This window comes from Proteus hauseri ATCC 700826, assembly GCF_001654965.1.
Classification (GTDB): domain Bacteria; phylum Pseudomonadota; class Gammaproteobacteria; order Enterobacterales; family Enterobacteriaceae; genus Proteus; species Proteus hauseri.
Genome location: NZ_LXEV01000003.1, coordinates 91480 through 111077, shown reverse-complemented (window position 1 = coordinate 111077; position 19598 = coordinate 91480). Strand labels below are relative to the sequence as shown.

At 40.7% G+C, this 19598-nt stretch carries 12 protein-coding genes; 3 read left to right on the top strand and 9 right to left on the bottom strand.

The window, feature by feature from the left end; translation table 11 throughout:
* Positions 1–20: 20 nt before the first annotated feature.
* The 9 genes from M997_RS00860 to M997_RS00820 all read right to left on the bottom strand — a co-directional run bounded on the left by M997_RS00860 (position 21) and on the right by M997_RS00820 (position 15768).
* Positions 21–1577, bottom strand: coding sequence for an SUMF1/EgtB/PvdO family nonheme iron enzyme (locus tag M997_RS00860; protein WP_064718237.1), 1557 nt, complete (start codon positions 1575–1577; stop codon positions 21–23).
* Positions 1567–2802: an ABC transporter permease gene (locus M997_RS00855; protein WP_064718236.1), complete on the bottom strand. Its 1236-nt coding sequence runs from the start codon at positions 2800–2802 to the stop codon at positions 1567–1569. Before M997_RS00855 ends, M997_RS00860 begins: the two co-directional genes overlap by 11 nt.
* The gene (locus M997_RS00850) at positions 2783–3475 is read right to left on the bottom strand and encodes an ABC transporter ATP-binding protein (RefSeq protein WP_082918365.1); all 693 of its coding nucleotides are present in this window, start codon (positions 3473–3475) and stop codon (positions 2783–2785) included. Before M997_RS00850 ends, M997_RS00855 begins: the two co-directional genes overlap by 20 nt.
* The gene (locus M997_RS00845) at positions 3475–5478 is read right to left on the bottom strand and encodes a vWA domain-containing protein (protein WP_064718235.1); all 2004 of its coding nucleotides are present in this window, start codon (positions 5476–5478) and stop codon (positions 3475–3477) included. Before M997_RS00845 ends, M997_RS00850 begins: the two co-directional genes overlap by 1 nt.
* A gap of 9 nt (positions 5479–5487) precedes the next feature.
* Positions 5488–6498: a hypothetical protein gene (locus tag M997_RS00840; protein ID WP_064718234.1), complete on the bottom strand. Its 1011-nt coding sequence runs from the start codon at positions 6496–6498 to the stop codon at positions 5488–5490.
* A gap of 3 nt (positions 6499–6501) precedes the next feature.
* On the bottom strand, positions 6502–9219 hold the full coding sequence (locus M997_RS00835) for a putative virulence factor (protein ID WP_064718233.1): 2718 nt from the start codon (positions 9217–9219) through the stop codon (positions 6502–6504).
* Positions 9216–12197, bottom strand: a complete 2982-nt coding sequence (locus M997_RS00830) for a virulence factor SrfB (protein ID WP_064718232.1) — start codon at positions 12195–12197, stop codon at positions 9216–9218. The genes M997_RS00835 and M997_RS00830 overlap by 4 nt, the downstream gene beginning before the upstream one ends.
* 3 nt (positions 12198–12200) lie before the next feature.
* Complete coding sequence (locus M997_RS00825; protein WP_064718231.1) at positions 12201–13682, bottom strand: SrfA family protein; 1482 nt, start codon at positions 13680–13682, stop codon at positions 12201–12203.
* Positions 13683–14247: 565 nt separating this feature from the next.
* Positions 14248–15768: a vWA domain-containing protein gene (locus M997_RS00820; RefSeq protein ID WP_064718230.1), complete on the bottom strand. Its 1521-nt coding sequence runs from the start codon at positions 15766–15768 to the stop codon at positions 14248–14250.
* Between the two features lie 441 nt (positions 15769–16209).
* Here M997_RS00820 and M997_RS00815 point away from each other — a divergent pair, with 441 nt between their 5' ends.
* From M997_RS00815 to opp1B, 3 genes are all read left to right on the top strand, one after another.
* Positions 16210–16992, top strand: a complete 783-nt coding sequence (locus M997_RS00815; protein ID WP_064718229.1) for a class I SAM-dependent methyltransferase — start codon at positions 16210–16212, stop codon at positions 16990–16992.
* Between the two features lie 21 nt (positions 16993–17013).
* A complete protein-coding gene (gene nikA / locus M997_RS00810) occupies positions 17014–18588 on the top strand; it encodes a nickel ABC transporter substrate-binding protein (RefSeq protein WP_064718228.1) in 1575 nt (524 codons plus the stop codon).
* A gap of 81 nt (positions 18589–18669) precedes the next feature.
* Positions 18670–19596, top strand: coding sequence for a nickel/cobalt ABC transporter permease (opp1B, locus tag M997_RS00805; protein WP_064718227.1), 927 nt, complete (start codon positions 18670–18672; stop codon positions 19594–19596).
* Positions 19597–19598: the final 2 nt, after the last annotated feature.

The window sequence follows — 19598 nt, the reverse complement described above, 5'->3', positions numbered from 1 at the left end:
CCATCTATCTCAAGTCAATGTTATTGTTTTTTGCACGCTTCAAGCCATTCGTTCCGTGAAACCTTACCATTTGTCCAATATCCTTGGAGCCCTTGCATATAAGTTGAAAGGTACGTATTTAAATTTGATTTTCCTCTTGCTTCCATGAGTTGACGGACAACATCAACCTGAGGCTTCACAAGTGATGCATCATAGGTTGTTGCCATATCCACCAAAGTGTCAGCGTAATAGCTAACAACAAAATCGAGTGTTTTCTTGTGTTCGTTAACTTGTTCTTGGCGACGCTCACAAGTGGCATCTTTTGTGCCAGCAGGGCAGTTTTTATTATGAAGCGCAATGAGCCGGTCATAAAATTCGCCATCATCTTTTAATTTAGTGCACAGAAATGCACCTAATTGCAATGAGGTTCTAATTGCTTGATCTCGTTGTTCATCACGCAGTTGCGCATTGGCTCGTAAGGTATTTTTTAACTCAGCCAATTGCTTTTTCAGCGCTTCATCTTCAACTTGCGTGGATAATGTATTTAAACTATTAATTGAGCTATCACTATTGGCTTTCGATTTATTGTTCGCCGGCTTTTCATTTCCTAACTGCTGCCACTCTTTTTCGATCTCTTTAATTTTGTCTCTAGACGTTAAAGTTGGCGCGACAATCGCTAAACGAAAACCCGTGTATTTATTTTTATTTGCACCCGTATTGGTGTAATAAGGTTCTTCTTGACGCCATGAGCTGCGCATATCGCTTTCTGGTGTTAAATAACTTCCGCCTCGTACAATAAAGCCACCGGCTTGACCATGTAAGCGGTCGAGTTTATTCAGTCTAAAAGGTTCAAACATCATTTCAGCCGCGTTACCTAACATATCGTGTAATCCCAACGGGTTTGGCGATAGTAATCCAGTGAGTTGTAAAGAGCCGTTAGCGGATTGACTTCCTGCTGACCAAATATAGTTTTTCGCGCCTTCAGGCATTGGAAAGCGAGTATCACGAAATTCTGAAGCAGATACTTTTAAGCCACCACGAGCAGCAAACTCCCACTCAGTTTCTGTTGGTAAACGAGCAAAACCTTTAGTGCCATCTTCTACGGGTAGGGCTTCAGGATGTTTACTTCTTAGCCACTGATTATATTGATCAGCAAACTGCATTGCTTCATACCAGCTCACATTCACTTTAGGCAAACGTAATTTATTAGATGCTGTTGGGCACTCTTTACCATTAATCACACTTTGCATTGCGTTAAATTGCAAATCAGTTACCGGGTATTTAGCCAGTAAATAATAGCGTCCTTTTTCTTTGGTTTTTAGCGGAAAACTGCCTGAAATATATTCAGCGCGTGATTGTTCTAAGTATCCCCATTCATCACCTTCTTGCCCTAGTGTCACACTGTAATCTTGTAGCGGCTGACTAAGTGGAATAGTGACTGGGCGAAAAACCATGGAACCTTCACAAGGAAAGGGCAAAATCACATCATCAGGGAGGGGTTTTGGATTAACAAACTTGTTATCCCACGCCGCAGACGCTGTGAAACTGCTAGATAACAGCGTGAATGATAAAGTTAATAGCGATAAATTAAATTTCACGTAAGCTCTCCGCGGGTTGAATAGAGACAGCGCGTAATGCGCCAATGCCAGCAACCACTAATGCCACGAGCAATGCACTGCCCATTGCAATCAATAAATCCCAAAATGTGAGTTGGCAAACAAATGCCTGTTCAGGAAGATGGGTACCTAATAATGTTGTAAATAGCTGACTGCCAACGCCATAGAGCATTAGCGCTAATATAAAGGCGAGACTGGTTAACAATAGGGCTTGCAGTACGATATATAAAGAAACCGCAAATTGACGAAAACCTAATAAGCGCAATACCGCCATATCTTTGCGTTTGCGGTCAATATTGGCAAGAAAAGCACCAATAAGAGATGCAACACAACCCAATAAAGAAACCCATGCAATGACAGAAAAAATGACATTCAGCACATAACTAATCGCTTTAACCGAGTCAATTTGGCTTTTTTGCGTGATCACATCGATATGTTGTTGCGTAAACCAGTTATCTAAAGGGGTGATAGCATCTAAGTCAGTGGCATAAAGCCGGGCTTTAGCAAATTGATTGCGGGGTTTTGCTTCAACCCCCTCATTAATACCAAAAAGGGGGACTTGATAGCCGTCGCGATAATCTTCCATTGCAACTAATACATCAAGAGAGACAAATGCTGCCGCTCTTGAAAATTTGCTATCACTGATAATGGCACCAACAACAAAAGTACGTTTAGCCCGTTCATTAACGCCATTAAGTTTACGGCTGATAAACAAACGGACATTATCCCCTACATTGGCTTGGAGTTTTTGCGCAGCGTTGGCGGAGAGCACCAAGGTGTCATTATTTTGTGGAATAGCGACATCTTCTAATAATGGGTCATTTTTCGCAGTCGGAATAATTTCTGCATTATCAATAAAATGCTGGCCATCAATAACAATATCAGCTTGTGTATTTAGGCTACGAGTCAGAGGAATAACAAAACGAACTTCTTTTTTTTGCGCAATTTCATCAAACCACGATGGTGGGTAATTGCCATTACCTAACATACGAATTTCGAGGTTACGAGGATCGTTGAGTAATTGATGATGCAACTGCGTCACAATGCCATTTTTCAAACCAAATAGCAGAAGTAAAGGTGCAATCACAGAAACCAATGAAAACACAATACATAACGCGACCTTGCGATCATAAAGTAAGTCACGCCATGCTAATGAACAGAGTAATCCAAGGCGATTAGGTGTCTGATTATTGTTTGATAAAGACACTGCCGCCTCCTTCTAATTGAGCGTGGTAATGGCTAAAGCCAAAGCGTTCAACCAAAGACCAATCATGACTCACCACTAATGCCGAAATATTAAGTTGCTTTACCATCTCAACAATAAGCGCATATAACGCTTGTGCGTTATGAGGATCAAGCGCTGCTGTTGGCTCATCAGCGAGCAATAATGCCGGTTCGTGGGCGATAGCTCGAATAAAAGCAGCACGTTGGCGTTCGCCAATAGAGAGCTGGCGAGGTAGACGATTAAGAAAAGAGCGTAATTGTAAATGGTCGATAGCGTGATCAAGCCAGTCAGAATGAGGAGATAATCCCAACATTTTTCGTGGTAATTGGATATTTTGCATGACGGTTAAAAAAGGCAATAACCCACCATTTTGCAGCATAAACCCCAGCTTTTCAGCACGTAGTGCAGAAAGTTGAGCTTGTTCATTACCTAATACGGCTTGTGTTATCGAGAGATTATCACCTAATTGAAATTGACTGAGTTCATCAGGACGTAAAATAAGCCCAATCATCTCTAGTAAAGTGCTTTTACCACAACCACTTAATCCCGTTAATGCACCAATTTCGCCTTTATCAAGCGTTAGTGAAGGAAGCGCAACCCGAAAACCTTGTTGCGCATCACCACGGGTAATTGCCATTCCTTCAATCTGGATCATTAAGGTAAGTTTTCCAGAGGCACGGGATAAACGTGATCGCGAGGATCGCTTTGTGGTGCAAGGGATATCCAACGATCTACATCTTCGTTATAACGCTGATAATACTGTAGTTTCGTATTTAAGCGGCGAATAAATTTCTCTTGCTCAAGGCCATCCCAGCTTTTCCATGTTTCTTCATCTAAACCCAATACCTCACTAAGGTAAGGCAAGTTTTCGACGTATTCACCTAATAAGCCCATTTCGCCAAGCTTAGTGGCTGTACCTTGTTTGATTTGATTTGGATCGTTACCCATTGTTGCAGCAATAGAGCGTAAATCTGCAAACATATTGTCAGGTGAAATCAGTCCTTCGTTAGCGGCATTAACGATTTTTTTCATTACATCACTTAAATCGCTCAACTCACTTTTGGTCAGTAAAACCTGAACCTCTGTGGTGGGTACATTTTGTTGTAATAAATCGCGATCACTAATCCATGCTTTAAATACAGGCGGTGCTTTCGTACCTTGTTTTTCGCCTAAATAGGCCAAACGCATGGCGTAACCTAAATCATGAGCATCGTTTAGTAAGGTGTTGGTTTCTTTATCTTTGCTATAGGTAGGATCGGCATTTAATGCGCTACCCACGGTTGCTTCACCACGATAAGCGGTCTGAATTTGTGTCGTGACCGCCGTGGCTAAGCTGTCGACCATTTTACCAAAATTATTTACGTCACCTGAATTGATTGGGTAGTAAAGTGATTTGTGTAAAAACGGATTTAGCGTTAACGCTTCATACTGCGCTTGCGCAGAGGCGTGATTTTTAGCACCTGATGGTGTTTTTAAATGCAAAGTATAAAGCGCAACACCACGATAAGCGGCTTCTTGACGAATTTGCTCTGCATCGAGTTTGGTTGATGAAAGCGGGTCATCGCCAGTTAACGCGCCAGCATCAGTAATTAAAATCACATAACGGGCACCAAAACGGGTCCAATCAACATCATCTAGCGCTTGCATAACACCAGCATAAGCATCTTCATCAAAACGACTACTTGAGACTTTTGCTTGGCGTAGCTCTTTTACTTTATTAAGGAAATCAGGACCATCTTTCACATCATTGGGATTAACAAACATTTTGCTGTCATATTCCAATGCAGGTACGGCTTTGATATTAGAGCGGAATGCAACTAAGCCAAATTTTACCTTATCAAGCATGTTGTCTTTTTCGACTTGAGCATAAACCTTTTGAATCGCTTCTTTGGTTCTATCAATATAAGGATCCATTGAAATGGTCGAGTCAATAACAAACACCACTGCCGCAGAGAAACCTTGCATCATATTTTCTGCATTAGCATCTTCTGGTGAGGTTGGTTTAGTTTTATTAGCCGTAGTATTGGTATTTTGCGCTTCTTTGTTGTCTTTGGCTTGTGAAGAGACGGAAGCTACATTTAATACACGTACTTTATAGCCCGCATCAGTAAAGACCTCATCTGAATCTAAAACAGGTAATAGATAAAAATTACTTTTCTGATCAATCATATAATCAGGCTCTTTTGCTAAAATCGCCGGATTAACTTTTTGATTTTTAATGTCAGTTAAAAATGGCTGATATTGTTTTTTAGGATCAGGGCTATCTAATAAGCCTTCTAAGGTCTGTTTCTCTTTAAAAAACAACATAGGATTACGACCTGCTGGGTTCGTAAATGCCAGCGTTAATTGCATTTTCCACTCAGAAGTACAGTTAGCATTCATCCAACCACTAACATGACCTAAACTATCTGGCCCTACTTGTAGCCACTCATCTGTACCTTGTTTTTGGCGCTGATAAACATAAAAACGGCTAAAAGCAGGTTGTTCTTTTCCTGTTTTACCCACTGCATCTGTAATTTGGCAGCCAGGATAAGTTAATACACGTTGGTACAACGTTTTTTTGCCATCTTGTAACAGTGGTTTTTTCTCTTCAGCACTTACGGGTGCTGCCAGTATTAAACTACTGAGAATAAGCGTGAGCCAATGAGCTTTTTTCATCTGACTTTCCTATTTTTTCAGTGCTTCAAGACGCGTTTTTGCTTCGCTATTTTGTGAGTCGTGATTTAACACGGCTTCATACCAATAAATAGCAGTCTCTTTATCAGCATTAAAACAACCTTGTGAAGATGCCGACGCAGGGTCGTATTCACGGGCATAATTTAGTGCGATTTCAATATCTCCAGCCTGTGCTTTATAAGCATATAAACGCTGAGCGATATCACACTGTTGATTTTGTTTTGCTTGTTCAATAATCGTGATAATTGCTTTGCTATCAGGTTGGCTTTGTAGACAACTTTGAACAAAAGCTAGCGCTGTACCTGTTTTCATATTTTCGACACTACAAACCGCAGGCGCTGATGGTTCTGGGGTCGGTTCTGGTGCGGGTTCTCCGGCAGGATTACCACGAAGTAAGAAGAACCATGTTAATACGCCAGCCAGAATAACAATTAGAATAATGGCGAAAATAAGGCCATTTTTTGATTTTTTAGGTGTGGGTGTAGGGCGATAAGGGGGCTCATCTGCTGTTATTTCAGGAATAATAGGTTCGGGTTTTACAATAGGTTCTGGTGCTTTGATTGGCTCGGGTTCAGGGCTATTTTCTACCACTGGTGCTGGTGGAATTGCTTGCTGATTAAGCGTTGCCGTTGATTTTAACGACTCACTCTGGCCCTGTGCTTGTGATGCTAATACACCATCGCGAATACGTAATCGGCCAATATCTTGCGTTTCGTTATCGTCTTTTAACGTAAACTGGTACGCCATTTGTAAATTACTGACTAATGGATCGACCAAGGTTTTATCAAGAACAATTTGATAGCCGTCATCACACTCATCAAGAGAAAGTTGGTGAAAAAAGGCATTACCTACCCATTCACCTTGATCATTTAGAAAATAACGGTCTTGGTTACGCTGAATACTTAAATAAACAGGGGAAGCTTCGCCTTCCCAATTACGAATACTTAATACCGCAAAGCCAGGGCGAGCCGGCTGTACGGGTTTTAATTCTGGATTAAACACGAATTATGACTCCACGACAGAGGATTTCATGGTTTGAATAATTTGACCTAACAGTGCGTTTTGTTCAGCACTGATTTCTCTACCTGCGGAATGTCCTGCATTCTCAGTGATAATTGCTGATAGAGCGATAAGCCAGTCAAATACAAACAAAAAGGTGTAGTTAACAGGCGTGGTAGGTAAACGAACTAAACGTTCATCGTTACCCCACTGCACGCTGTTGCTGTCAGGTCGTTCAAAGATTTTATGACCTGCGTTAATTTTGCTATCAGGACGCTCGGCATCGACATCTTTGAAATTAAACCAAGTAATAAAATCACCCAGAACATTATGAACACGAGAAGATTGCTGTTCTGCTAAGTCGTCACGACGAGCAATGGCTTCAGTACCCGCGAGTATTTTTAACATACGTTGTTCAACACCAAGGCGATTAATTGCGGTGATTAGTTCATCAACTAATAACACCATGATTTCTTGATCAATCCCTAGATAACTTAATAAGGCATTGTTATCAGGCAAGCTGCGTAGGTGGTTTATCCATAGCGCCATTACTTTGCGAGGATAAGCGACTTCGTTACCATGCCCTTTCGGCGCTTCATCTTCTTGTGGTACTAATGAAATTGGTGCATCACCCAGCAAATCAAAAGTGGGTTGTTCCATTGCGGCAAAGGCAGAAACCGGTGCCGGTGAAACCGCTTTTTTATCTGCGCTATTTAAAGTATTGAGCACTTCTTTTTCTTGCATATACAAGTCGTAAAGCGCTTTACGAGGTGGCAACAGATAATCTAACAGTGCCCCTTGAAGATAAGGACGGCTTTGCATAAAACGTAAAATAGTTTCTGCATTACGACGCTTCACCAGTAACTCTTCTTCGCCACCAGACTGATACCATTTTTCAAGATGATGACCAATTAAGTCACGCTGTACTTCTTGTAGTTGCTCGTTAATTCGCTCTAATTTTAGAGATTTTAGTGCAACAGTTTCAAGATAGCTTGCAAGGCGCTGCATACCACCATCGTTAAGCGATAGCATGGCATCCCAAGCTTGGTCTGGCTCTTTAATATAACGTTGAATGGTCTCATCTTCAGCAAAGGTTTTTTTCATCACGCGTAGCTGTGAAACACTACCATCATTTAAGACGATTTCTTTGCCGTTATTGATTTGAATAAATGGTGTGGGCACACCCGGTTTACGCACTAAGAAGGTGTTATTAAAGGCTTCACCATTCACCCAATCAGACATCCAAGGGTATTGGCCAAAACGCTCTAACATGGCCATTTTGATCATGCCACCTTTACCCCATGACTGACGAAGCAATGCTTCATTCATATTCAGTGAGTTGGTGATACGCATATCAAACATTGTCATCGCCCAGATTAAACCTGAAGGGCGCTTAGCGCGTGTTTGGGCATCTTTACCTTGAGTGTTATGGATCCACTCAGTTAATACGCCACCGACTTCTTTTACGTCAGATTGTTTATTTGATGCGGTACAAACAACCAGTACATTCATTTCTTGATTATCGGTATAACGCTCAAAAAGGTAGGCAACTTTACCACGTAAAATAAGCTGAGCCAGCGGGTTTGCACTATCATCATTAACTTGGCGACGTACATCATCCATTGTTTCAACGCCTAAACGACCGCGATAACCCGGAAAATCGAGTAGTTCAACGTGTTCAAATAACGCCTTACTTGGTGCATCTAACAGTGGCACAACTAATTCGACCGTTAATGCGGTTAGCTCTGCTAATGAGAGCCTAACAGGAGCTCCGATGCTGTCAGCCTTAACAGGACAAACGCTAATTTGATTGTCGTTTTCAGTATTCAGACGCTCTAGCATATCAACGTTCATAATGCTGTCGTTTTGCACCAACATACCGTCTTGCTCTTTGACTAGCGCAGACAGTGGTGCTAACACTAATGGCGCATGACCAAGTTGGCTTAATGTGGTACTAAAACGTTGATAAGCTGCGGTAAGTTCATCAATTTCACCCCACAATACAGCAAATAATTTTGCACGTTGTGCAATGGTGAGGTAAGGCGCGAGTTCAATTGCTTTAGGCCAAAATGTGGTTGCTAGTTTCTTCTGACTTTTCTCAGCATGACGTTGTAAATAGTCCCATAACGAGACAACATCATCATGTGTAATGCCCGCGATAGGCGTTGCATTTCGTTGGGTACTTAAGGTATTGATTAAGCGAGAAACCTTCTCTTCATCTAACTCAAAATCAATTTTTTCCTGATTAAAATCATACAGGTAAGCATTGGCGAGAATTTTGATGATTTCGATTTCACTAAATAGATGCAGCTCAACAGGATAATCTTGCGTGCCTTTGGTTGCTTTGCGGCTAAAGCGTGTGACTAATCCGGTCGCTTCTTTACCACCACCCGGTGGGTTAATATGCTCAATAAAATCAAGGGTTTTACCCGACATACTGGTTTTAAGTCGGCCATCTTCACCCGCAGCTAATGCAGAAATTAAGTAAGATTTGCCTGCTTGTGATAAGCCAAAAAAGCCCACAGACATTGGTCGCTGGGTTGCTAATGACAAGTTTTTTGCCATGTTACGACTACGGCGTAGGCGATAAATCAGGCTATCGGCTTCAGTATTTAAGCGTGGAGCATTACCTCTGACGGAGGTTATCCAATCGATAGCTTTATCTGCACCTTGATAAATTGCATCCCACTTAGCGGTTAACTGTTTTTCATCAATCATATTCATTTACCTAATACACTCCCGCTATCTAGCCAATAGGATGTTTCACCAATACCACTATCTGCTAACGTATTGAGTTTAAAACTTAATTCATTTTTCGTTGCTCTGCCGTTAGTAATGCTGACTTCTTCAATTCGTAGTTTCTCTGATTTACTGTCATCATTTTCATGGCTAGATGCCCCTCTTTCGCTACCCAGTTTGATATGCAATACGCTATTTTCTTGGCTTAATTGCTGTGCAAGTTTTTGGCTCTTAATACGTAAAGTATAAAGTGGCGATGCTGGCCAACGAGCATTATCTAACTGACGGAAACCTAAGCGAATACCACCTCTTACTTCAAAGTAGGTATCAGGATCTGGCTCAAACTTATCTTGGATATCACGATAATAAACATCGTTATCAGAGATAGTATTGTTGTTATCTAACATGCCCAAATAGCGTACTGTTGAGTAAGTTTTAAAGTTACCCGTTGAGAAATAAAAATTGAGTAAACGTGCATTCTCAGCCATTAAACATAGCATTGCGCCTACTGCGGCTGTCGATTTTGGGTCATCAATACGACCTTTTTTATTAAACGGATACCAGCCACCCGTTTTATAACCATGTAGTGGTAAAATGCGCGATGGTGGTACAGGTTGTAAAACTTTAAATAGTGCCTGAATACCCGGTAAGCGAGATGGACGACCCGTCAGTAATAAAACATCACAAGAGTAGTAATAGAGCACTTCACACAATGCTTTTAAGCTACGAGTGATATTGATCCGTTCACCAGAAATAAATTCAGCATGAAGTTGTGCAAAGTTGATTTGAACAGGCACATTTAAAACAGAGAATGCATCGCCACCGCCTAGCTCTTTATTGGCTGCGTCATCAATATAACGACGAACGTGTTCAGTCGGTTGAACCGCTAATAATTCACCAAAGGTACTGTTAATCCCCTCATGAGGAACCAGTGGGTCGTAATTTTCATATTGGCTTAAAATACGCAACCCAATAGGGCTGAAGATTTGTAATGTGAGCTGTTGGCGTAATACTTGCTGTCCGGCATCTAATCCTTCACTACCAAAGAGTGAAGACATTAATGCATCAGCATCCGTAATGCCCGCATCTGTTAATGCCGTGCGCAACGCGGGTAAAACACAAATTTGAATGATATCTAATAAGATATCATCACCAGCAATTTTGAATCCTTCACGAAATAGTTGTGTTGGAATAATTTTAACGTTGCTACCTGTACCGGTATCGAGTTTATAGCGTGTGATAACCAAGTCGGTCGTACCACCGCCAATATCAATAGAAGCGATTTTTAATGTGCTATCACCGGTGAGTAAGCGGTTGTCTTCGCGTACTTGGCTGGCAAAAAAGGCTTCAGTACGTTCACCAAATTTAATTTGAGTTTCGTTATAAAGATAAACAAGCTGACCACAGGTTGCTTCATCCCATTTAACGTGAATTTTTGGTAGTGGTGGACGACATTGTTCATCTTTGCCATCAAAACGCAGCTTTTCATCCGTTGGATCCCAATTCATTGCTTTCCAAATTAAACCTAATGCGTTTTCCATACAGGTTTCAAAAATGGCGCGCTCTGGTTTTGGCATCGCTGGTGGAATGGTCAAAATGATATTGCGCAATTGGCGAGGGGCGCTTGCATGACTCATTTTAAGACGCTGAGCTGGGCTGTTCATTTGCGTTAATGCTTGTGCTAACACTTCGGTTAGCATCATGGTCATTAGTGAACTACGCGTATAGTTTGGCGTAAAAACAGGCATCCGATCATCAGCATCTAAGCGAAATAGTGGCTCACCATGATCGTTTAATAAATAGGTCATTGGAACAGCGGTAGCTAAAGGTTCTCTGTCGGTTTGACCAAAAGAGTGACTAAAACGCCAGCCCGGCGAATAAGGCGAATCATCCCATAAATAACGTTTTGGGCTTGAAATCCCGGTTGATCCTTCAGTACCTAAACGTTGTGCCGCCATGCGATTAGCTTCTGGGCCAACACGCCCAATTGTCGGCCACATAAAGGCATTATTACGTCCACTGCTCACTGAGAAATCTTGTTTACCAAAATCAGCTTGAGCAAATTCAACGCGGCTTTCAAAAGGCTCATTATAGATTTGATAAGGGCGATTTAAATCACGCAGCGTCATTTCATAAAGTTGCGTGAGCCCTTTGTTATCGTTGATATGGTCTTCAATTAAAATGCCACAAGTACGAGAATTGCCTACATCAAGAATAAGGTCTACTTCTATCGCAGGCTCTTGTGCTTTGGTTTCATTAATTTTGATCTCAGGTAGGCGAATTTTTTCACCTAATATATTGAGCAAATTAAGATAATGCGCTTGATGTTGAAACTCTTTTAGCGCCTCTTCTAGCTCATCGTGGTACATCTTACTGACAGTCAGTGCTTTTTCGCTAAACACTTCTTTTAACCAACCATCAATCCACGGTGTTTCAAGAAAGTTTTCAACTTCATAGCCTAAATAGGCAAGAGCAAACGCGACGCCAGAGCGAATATCTTCTTCGTTAGGAGCAAGATAAGCGGTATTGGCGCGATTAGGTTCAATACGGGTATCAAACGCCACAACAATGCGATGAGTATGACCATCTTCATCAGGCTCTGGCAGTTGATGAAACATCATTCTTACCCAGTTATCAGGGCCTTGAGAAAAAGCACGCGGTGGATTAAAGCGGAAAAATGGCACTGGTAGCCATGTTTCATTTAATAAGGTGAGTGATTCTTCAAGTGAAAAGCTAAGTTCAGCTTCTCTTGGGGTTTGAGGTTGATTTTTTGGCGCTGGGTAAAGGTAGTTATCATCACGCTCATTATAGATGAGTCGCATTAACGGGCCGTTCTCGCCTTTTTTAACAAATTCACCGTACTCTTTACGCTGAGGCAGTGTAAAGCCAAAATCCAGAAACTGAATATTACTGTCACGGATAAGGGTAATTTTATCTTTATAATCGGTCAGTGGCGCTAACATGAATTATTTATTCTCCCGCTTCATTGATAATGGGAATGGCTGGCTGTTGTCATATTTCCCTTGGCAATCAGCGATATTTTGACTTCCTGGTTGGCAGATAATATTTGGCATGAGGTAATTAGAACCATCGCTACAATTTGCCTGACCTTGATTGTTAATATTTAAGCCACCTTGATTAACGGCTGCATTAACAGGTGCCTTACAGGTCACACCATCACTACGCGTCATCACGACTTGCCCTTTACCATTATCTAATTGGTAATCTAGGCTTAATGGTTTACCTGTTTTTTGATCTTGGATGCCGGCACCTGCACGCCATTGACCATTTAAAAAGTCAGTTGAACCATTGGCTAATGCGCTAGCTGGTATGGTCAGCGGCGTGGTGTTATTGGCGCTAGCGGGTGGTGTGACATCAGGAGGTAAGGGTTGTTCCTGATTATTTGCAGTTTTATTATCAGTGGCCTTGTTTTCAGCACTGCTATTTTGGCCATCATCGGTTTTATTGTTGTCAGTTTTAGGCTGTTCATTTTGCGCTGATGGGTCAACGGGCGGCACTTCTGGCGGTTGCGTGCCTTCTGGTAAAGCACCTTGATTGTTGTCTGTCTGAGCATCAACTAAAGGCAGCCCCGTATTAGGATCGATGGCTGTACCATCAATGGCGAGTCCATTCGCATCAACACCACTAATGACACCATTTGTTCCGGTAGCAATAGTGCCAGTAGGTACTTTAACACTGTGTCCATTGGTAACAACTGTAGGCAGTTGTGGTTTTTCTAATGTTGGATCAGGCAACGCTGGTTTTTCGATAGTTGGCGTATTGATATTCACCAATGGCAGTGATGGCGTTGAGAAACAGCCTCGTAAAAATAAGATTGCCAGCAAAAGAAGTAACAAAGGCAGTAACCACCATAAAAAGCGCCACCAAGGGCGTTTTCGTTCGGTTATTACAGCGGTTTCTTGTACTGATGGAATAATTGTTGCGGCAGGTTGTAGCGGGGCTGCGACAGCCGGTTTAAGACAGGCAACAGGGTCGACTCTCAATACCTGATTTGCGCTAACAAAGCCCCAAAAAGTGATAACAGGCTGCCCATTAACGATAAAAACGTGGTTTTCATCGGGAAATTGGATCGTTTTACTGAGTAAGGCACCAAACAGTTGACTCTCTTTGTCTGCTTTTTGCTGTTCTTTCTCGCTAAAAGCCAGTAAATCAGCTTGATTCTGCTTTAATATCTCATAAGCTGATGTCCGCTCTTCCTCTGATGCTGCGGACCAAGGGATCACAGAACCATCAATAGCTGAATACCAATCAATACGTTCTCCGGTTTCATTTGGTTGAGGAATAGCGAGACATTGAGAAATGTGCGCTTTTCCTCTTAATCGGAGTGTTTCACGCAGCTGCAATGCAGAGATATAAACAGCCTGTCCATTTTCCCCCATTGGGAGGTAACTTTCTAATTTACCACTTCGTAAGAATGCTTTATTCACGACGATCATTCCGCTAGGCAAGATTATCTATGGGTAAGTTGGCTTATCCGTAAATAGGCTTTGAGGCTAAAAATATACATATATAATTTGAATGTATTTTATATTATCAGAAATTGAGTGTCTATCTAGCGGATTATTTAATAATAGCTAACTAATTATTATTAAACACTTTTTAGTTTTTCTTGATAACAATGGTGAATATTGAAATAACATAATAGAGAATAACCGTGTGGCATTACATAATGCGCTATATTTTCTTAAATATATGGCGTAAACCACCGATATATTACCTTTTTCATTAAAAAATAACGCTTTTGGATTGAATTGATAAGGAATATAAAAGAATAGCCCATCAAAAATATAAGATTGGTGCGATAATAATCACAAAATATTCTTATTTTTAATCATGTTAAAAATATTTAAAACATGAGAAAAGCTAAAAATAAAGAATAGTCTTAATTAGCTTGGTGATTGATTAACCCAGCGTATATTAGTGTTCGAAAGAATAAGCCCTCAATTATTAACTAAAGAGGGCTAAGAAATTATTAGTAAATGTTATCAATGATTATCGGCAGTTTTTAGGAATATAATCATCAATTGCCTTTTTCATCATCACATTAACTTCGTTAGCATTGCGCGCAGTAAAGACTTGGCCACCAGTTGCTTTAGCTACGCAGTTACCTGCACCAGTACCTAAAATATCAACAACATTAATGACCGCTCGAGGGTGCGCACGTTTTAATGCACTCGCGGCAGCGCAAGGGTCTTGGTCACAAGATTCTAAGCCATCTGATAACAACACAATCAGTGTATCGCGGTTGTTACTCTGAATTAACGAGCCAGCTCGTTTAATTGACTCGGCTAAAGGTGTGCCGCTATCAGGTTCAATACGTTTGATATAGCTCAACAGTTTAGAACGTTCATTACCACCATAAGCAGGGCTTGATTTAACCACACCACAATCAGAGGCCACCACGGTAGTGATTTTCATATCTGATGGAATGCTATTAATAATTTTAGTCGCGGCATTTCTTGCTACGGTAATTCGGCGAGGTTCTGCATCATAGCCTGCAAATAACGTACCTGTATTAGCAATAAAGTCTAAATCGTCTTCCGTTAAGTTCATGCTAAGTGCCATCGAACCGGATGCATCAAAAATTAAAATAACTTGTGGAGCCAACTCAGCAGGGCGTTCAGATGGACACATCTGTTTAATCTTATTGGCTAAACGATTTTGACAAGTTACATTTGCCGTTTTCTCGCTCACCCCTGATTGTTTTAGCTCATCTTGGACACAAGCCTCTAGTGGAGTGAGTTTTTTCGGCGGTACAACTGGTTTTGGCTCTGGTTTAGGTTCAGGCACAGGAACGGGTTCAGGAATAGGTTCTGGTATTGGCTCAGCTACAGGTTCAGGCGTGGGTTCTGGCTCAGGAACTGGCTCGGGTACAGGTTCTGGTGGCGTAACCAGTTGTGGCTTTTCGTCAACAACAGGGGGAACAGCTTTAGGGTCAAAACAGCCTTTTAGCCAAGACGCCAATAGCAGTAAAAAGAGTAAGAATAAAAATAATAATAACCAGCGTAACCAACGGCGACGCGTTTGGGCTGGAATATTAGCAAGTGCAGCGCCTGCCGCAGCGGCAGAAGCACCCCCTGTGATTTGTGCAATAGGAGGTGGTAACGGTGTTGTTCTTGGCCACCATGTGATAACCGGTTGGCCATTAATTACATATATACTTTCAGTATCGGGTAGTGTGGACGCAGTATCTAAAAGATGGCGTTCTTCATCTGTGATCCTATTTTGTGATGCTAATAACGCTGTTTGCGTTTTAATATCATTAAGGCGCTCATCTAAAATACGTCTTATTTCTTGTTGCTCTTGCCCTTGCAATAAAGAGAGAGCGATAGGATTGCCTGAAACCGCGCTATACCATTCAATAACGCCATCTGATTTTTTTTCAGGCGTCGCAAAAAGAGTGCGATATTTTATCGGAAAATGTTGCGTCAACAATTGAAGTAATTGCTGTTGATGGGTTAAGGCAAAATCGGCGCGTGTTATATCAGCCGTTAATCGTGATATTCGATTCATATTTAGCGAGCCTTATTCTACGGCTATATTTGTTTAATAATGGATATTATTGTCTATAAAGATTATTGACTATAACGCGTTTATAAAAAAGGTAAAATTAACGTATTAATCTTTCAGACTACGGATTAAAAATCAGATTTTGGTTTTATTTTGCGCTTTTATTTAAGAATTCGCGCAAATTATTACTATATCTTCGCAATCCCCTTTCTCTGCACATAATCTGTTTGCTTAGTTATCTTACTCCATCTTAGGATGCACATTATTGAGTATCGATATGTTCACAAACTAATGATAAGCCTTAATTGATCACTAATGTTCATTGATATAGCACATAGAGCATACAGGGGTTACAGGGTATGTTAGCCACACTAAAAAATAGTCAACCCCTCTTTTTTTGGGAATAAATTCCTCTCTTTACGTTGATACAACAGCAGGTTTCTGATGACAAATAATATTAACAATAGCCAATTACTTAATGATGTTACCCGCTACTGGAATATCAGAGCAGAGAGCTATAGCGAGTCAAATCAGCAAGAATTACTCAGTGAAAAACAACAAAAATGGCGTCATTTGCTGCTAAGTCACGTTAAAGAAGGTGAAACCTTAAAAGTATTAGATATTGGGACTGGGCCTGGTTTTTTCGCTATTTTATTAGCGTTATCTGGGCACGATGTCACGGCAATTGATGCAACTCAAGGCATGTTGTTAGAAGCAAAAAATAATGCAGCTCATCATAATGCCAACATTCAATTTGTTCGTGGCGATGTGCATCAACTGCCTTTTGGTCATGAACAGTTTGATTTAGTTGTGAGTCGTAATGTGACATGGAATTTAAAAGCACCACAACAGGCATACCAAGAGTGGTTTCGAGTACTTAAACCCGGTGGCAGTTTGATTAATTTTGATGCTAATTGGTATTTACATCTTTTTGATGATGCATATTGGCAGGGTTTTCTTGCTGATAGAGAACAAGCAGCAAGCCAGCAAGTCTCTGACCATTATGTCAATACGGATACCAAAGAGATGGAAAGAATTGCGCGCCAACTCCCCTTAAGTCGAATTAAACGCCCTCAATGGGATCTTAATACTCTAATGGATATTGGATTTAGTCGTTATATGGTGGATCTCAATATTGGTGATTTAGTCTGGGATAAAGAAGAAAAGATTAATTATGGCTCGACACCAATGTTTATGATCCACGCACAAAAACAGAAAACACGTTAATAAAAAAAGAAGGAGATGAGTGTGAAGTCCTTATTTTCAGTGATCCCAACGCTATTATTAACGTTGGCATGTGCTTTCCCTGCGTTAGCAGATAAAAGCAATAATATGTTGGATTATGCCAGCACAAAAGATATTCGTGATATTAATCCGCATCTTTATTCTGGCGAAATGGCCGCGCAGAATATGGTATTTGAATCATTAGTATTAAATACGGATAAAGGCGTAGCACCTTATTTGGCTGAGCGTTGGGATATTTCACCTGATGGCAAAATCTATACTTTTTTCTTACGCCATGATGTGACTTTTAGTGACGGTGAGCCCTTTAACGCGCAAGCAGTAAAACTGAATATGGATGCGGTATTAGATAACTATGAGCGCCATGCATGGTTAGAGTTAGTGCGCCAAATTGATAGTGTGGATGTGGTTGATGAATTTACGGTTAAGCTGAACCTTAAAAATCCTTATTATCCAACCTTAACTGAACTAGGTTTAACCCGACCTTTTCGTTTTATTTCGCCAAAATCATTTATTAATGGCAAAACAAAAACAGGTGTCAGCGATTATATTGGTACAGGTCCTTGGGTGCTAACAGAACATAAAAAAGATCAATATGCCCAATTTAAAGCTAATCCGAATTATTGGGGTGAAAAACCCGTATTAAATGGTGTGGTATGGCGAGTGATCCCCGATAGACAAACTATGCTACTTTCTCTGCAAAAAGGCGATATTCAGCTTATTTTTGGTGCAGATGGCGACATGTTGGATATGGACTCTTTTGCAGCATTAATGAATTCAGATAAGTTTAAAACACAAATGAGTGCACCTATTGCTTCTCGTGCTTTGGTGTTAAATAGCAGTCGTGCTATTACATCAAGTCAAAAAGTACGCCAAGCCTTGCAATATGCGGTAGATAAAGAAGGCATTGCGCAGGGTATTTTGGCGGGTAGTGAAAAAGTTGCAGATACTTTAATGGCGCGTAGTGTGCCTTATTGTGATTTTGATTCACCAACCTATGATTACGAAATACAAAAAGCGGCCATGTTGCTAGAGGCCGATGGTTGGATGCTACCAAAGGGTGAAACTATTCGTGAAAAGCAAGGGCAGAAGCTGCAATTATTGCTCTCTTACAATGTGAATAACGCGGTTGAAAAAGAGATAGCCGAGCTTATTCAAGATGATTTCAAAAAAATTGGTGTTGCTTTAACGGTATTAGGTGAAGAAAAACAAGCCTTTTTAGATAGACAAAAAAATGGTGATTTTGATTTACAGTATTCGCTTTCATGGGGAACGCCGTATGATCCTGCCTCTTTTGTTTCATCCTTTAGAATTCCTGCTCATGCTGATTATCAAGGGCAAAAAGGATTAGCTAATAAAGCACAACTTGATGCCATGATTGGTGAATTATTAATTACACCAGATGAAACACAGCGTCAGACACTTTATAAAACCTTGTTTACTACTTTAGCAGATGAGGCGGTTTATATTCCTTTAACGTATTCACGAACTAAGGCGATTCACCGTAGTGAGCTGGAAAATGTTGGCTTTAATCCGTCACAATATGAAATACCGTTTGAGAAAATGCGTTTTAAACCTTAACTTTTAGACTTTATTAGAAATAGGTTATTTAACTTTAACAAGTGTGGTGACTTAAATGAGTTACCACACTGATGAAAAACTATGCTGCGTTATATATTCTGGCGTTTACTGGCGATAATTCCGCTAGTATTAATGATCTCATTTGTTGCTTTTATTTTGCTGGATCTTGCGCCGTCAGATCCAGCGGAAGTCGCTTTGCGCATTAATGAAATTGTACCCACACCAGAAGCTATTGAAGGAATGCGTCAAGAATTAGGCCTTGATAAGCCCTTTTTTACTCGCTATTTCTTATGGTTGGCTGCCAGTTTACAATTTGATTTTGGTACTTCGTTTCTTACTCGAACACCTGTTATTAAGGAGATGCTAAGAGCGTTACCGCCAACATTGTGGCTGGCATCAACGGCACTTTTCTTTACGATAATTCTGGCACTGCCTTTGGCTTTATGGTGTGTTGCTAAACCACAAAGTTTTGCTGATAAAAGTATTCGGTTTGTTGTTTTTGTTTTAACTGCAATTCCTAACTACTGGCTGGGGCTTTTATTAATTTGGGGCGTTGCTGTTTATTTAGATTGGTTACCTGTTAGTGGTATGTTGTCGCCACAATCGGTTATTTTGCCTGCATTAGCATTGGCTTTGGGTTATATCGGTACTTATTTGCGTTTATTACGAGGGGCGATGTTGAACCAATGGCATCAGCCTTATGTGTTTTATGCCAGAGCAAGAGGTTTACCCGATAACCTAATTTTACGCCGCCATATTTTACGCAATTCGCTTTATTCATCATTAACTGCCTTGGGTATGAGTATTCCTAAACTTATTGCAGGAACAGTGGTTATTGAGAATATATTTGCATGGCCAGGCGTGGGGCGTCTTTGTATTAGCGCTATATTTGGTCGTGATTATCCTATGATACAAGCCTATATTTTATTGATGTCTTTACTCTTTCTCTTTTTTAATTTTTTAATGGATATCATTCAAATTGCGGCTGATCCTCGGTTGAGGAAATAATT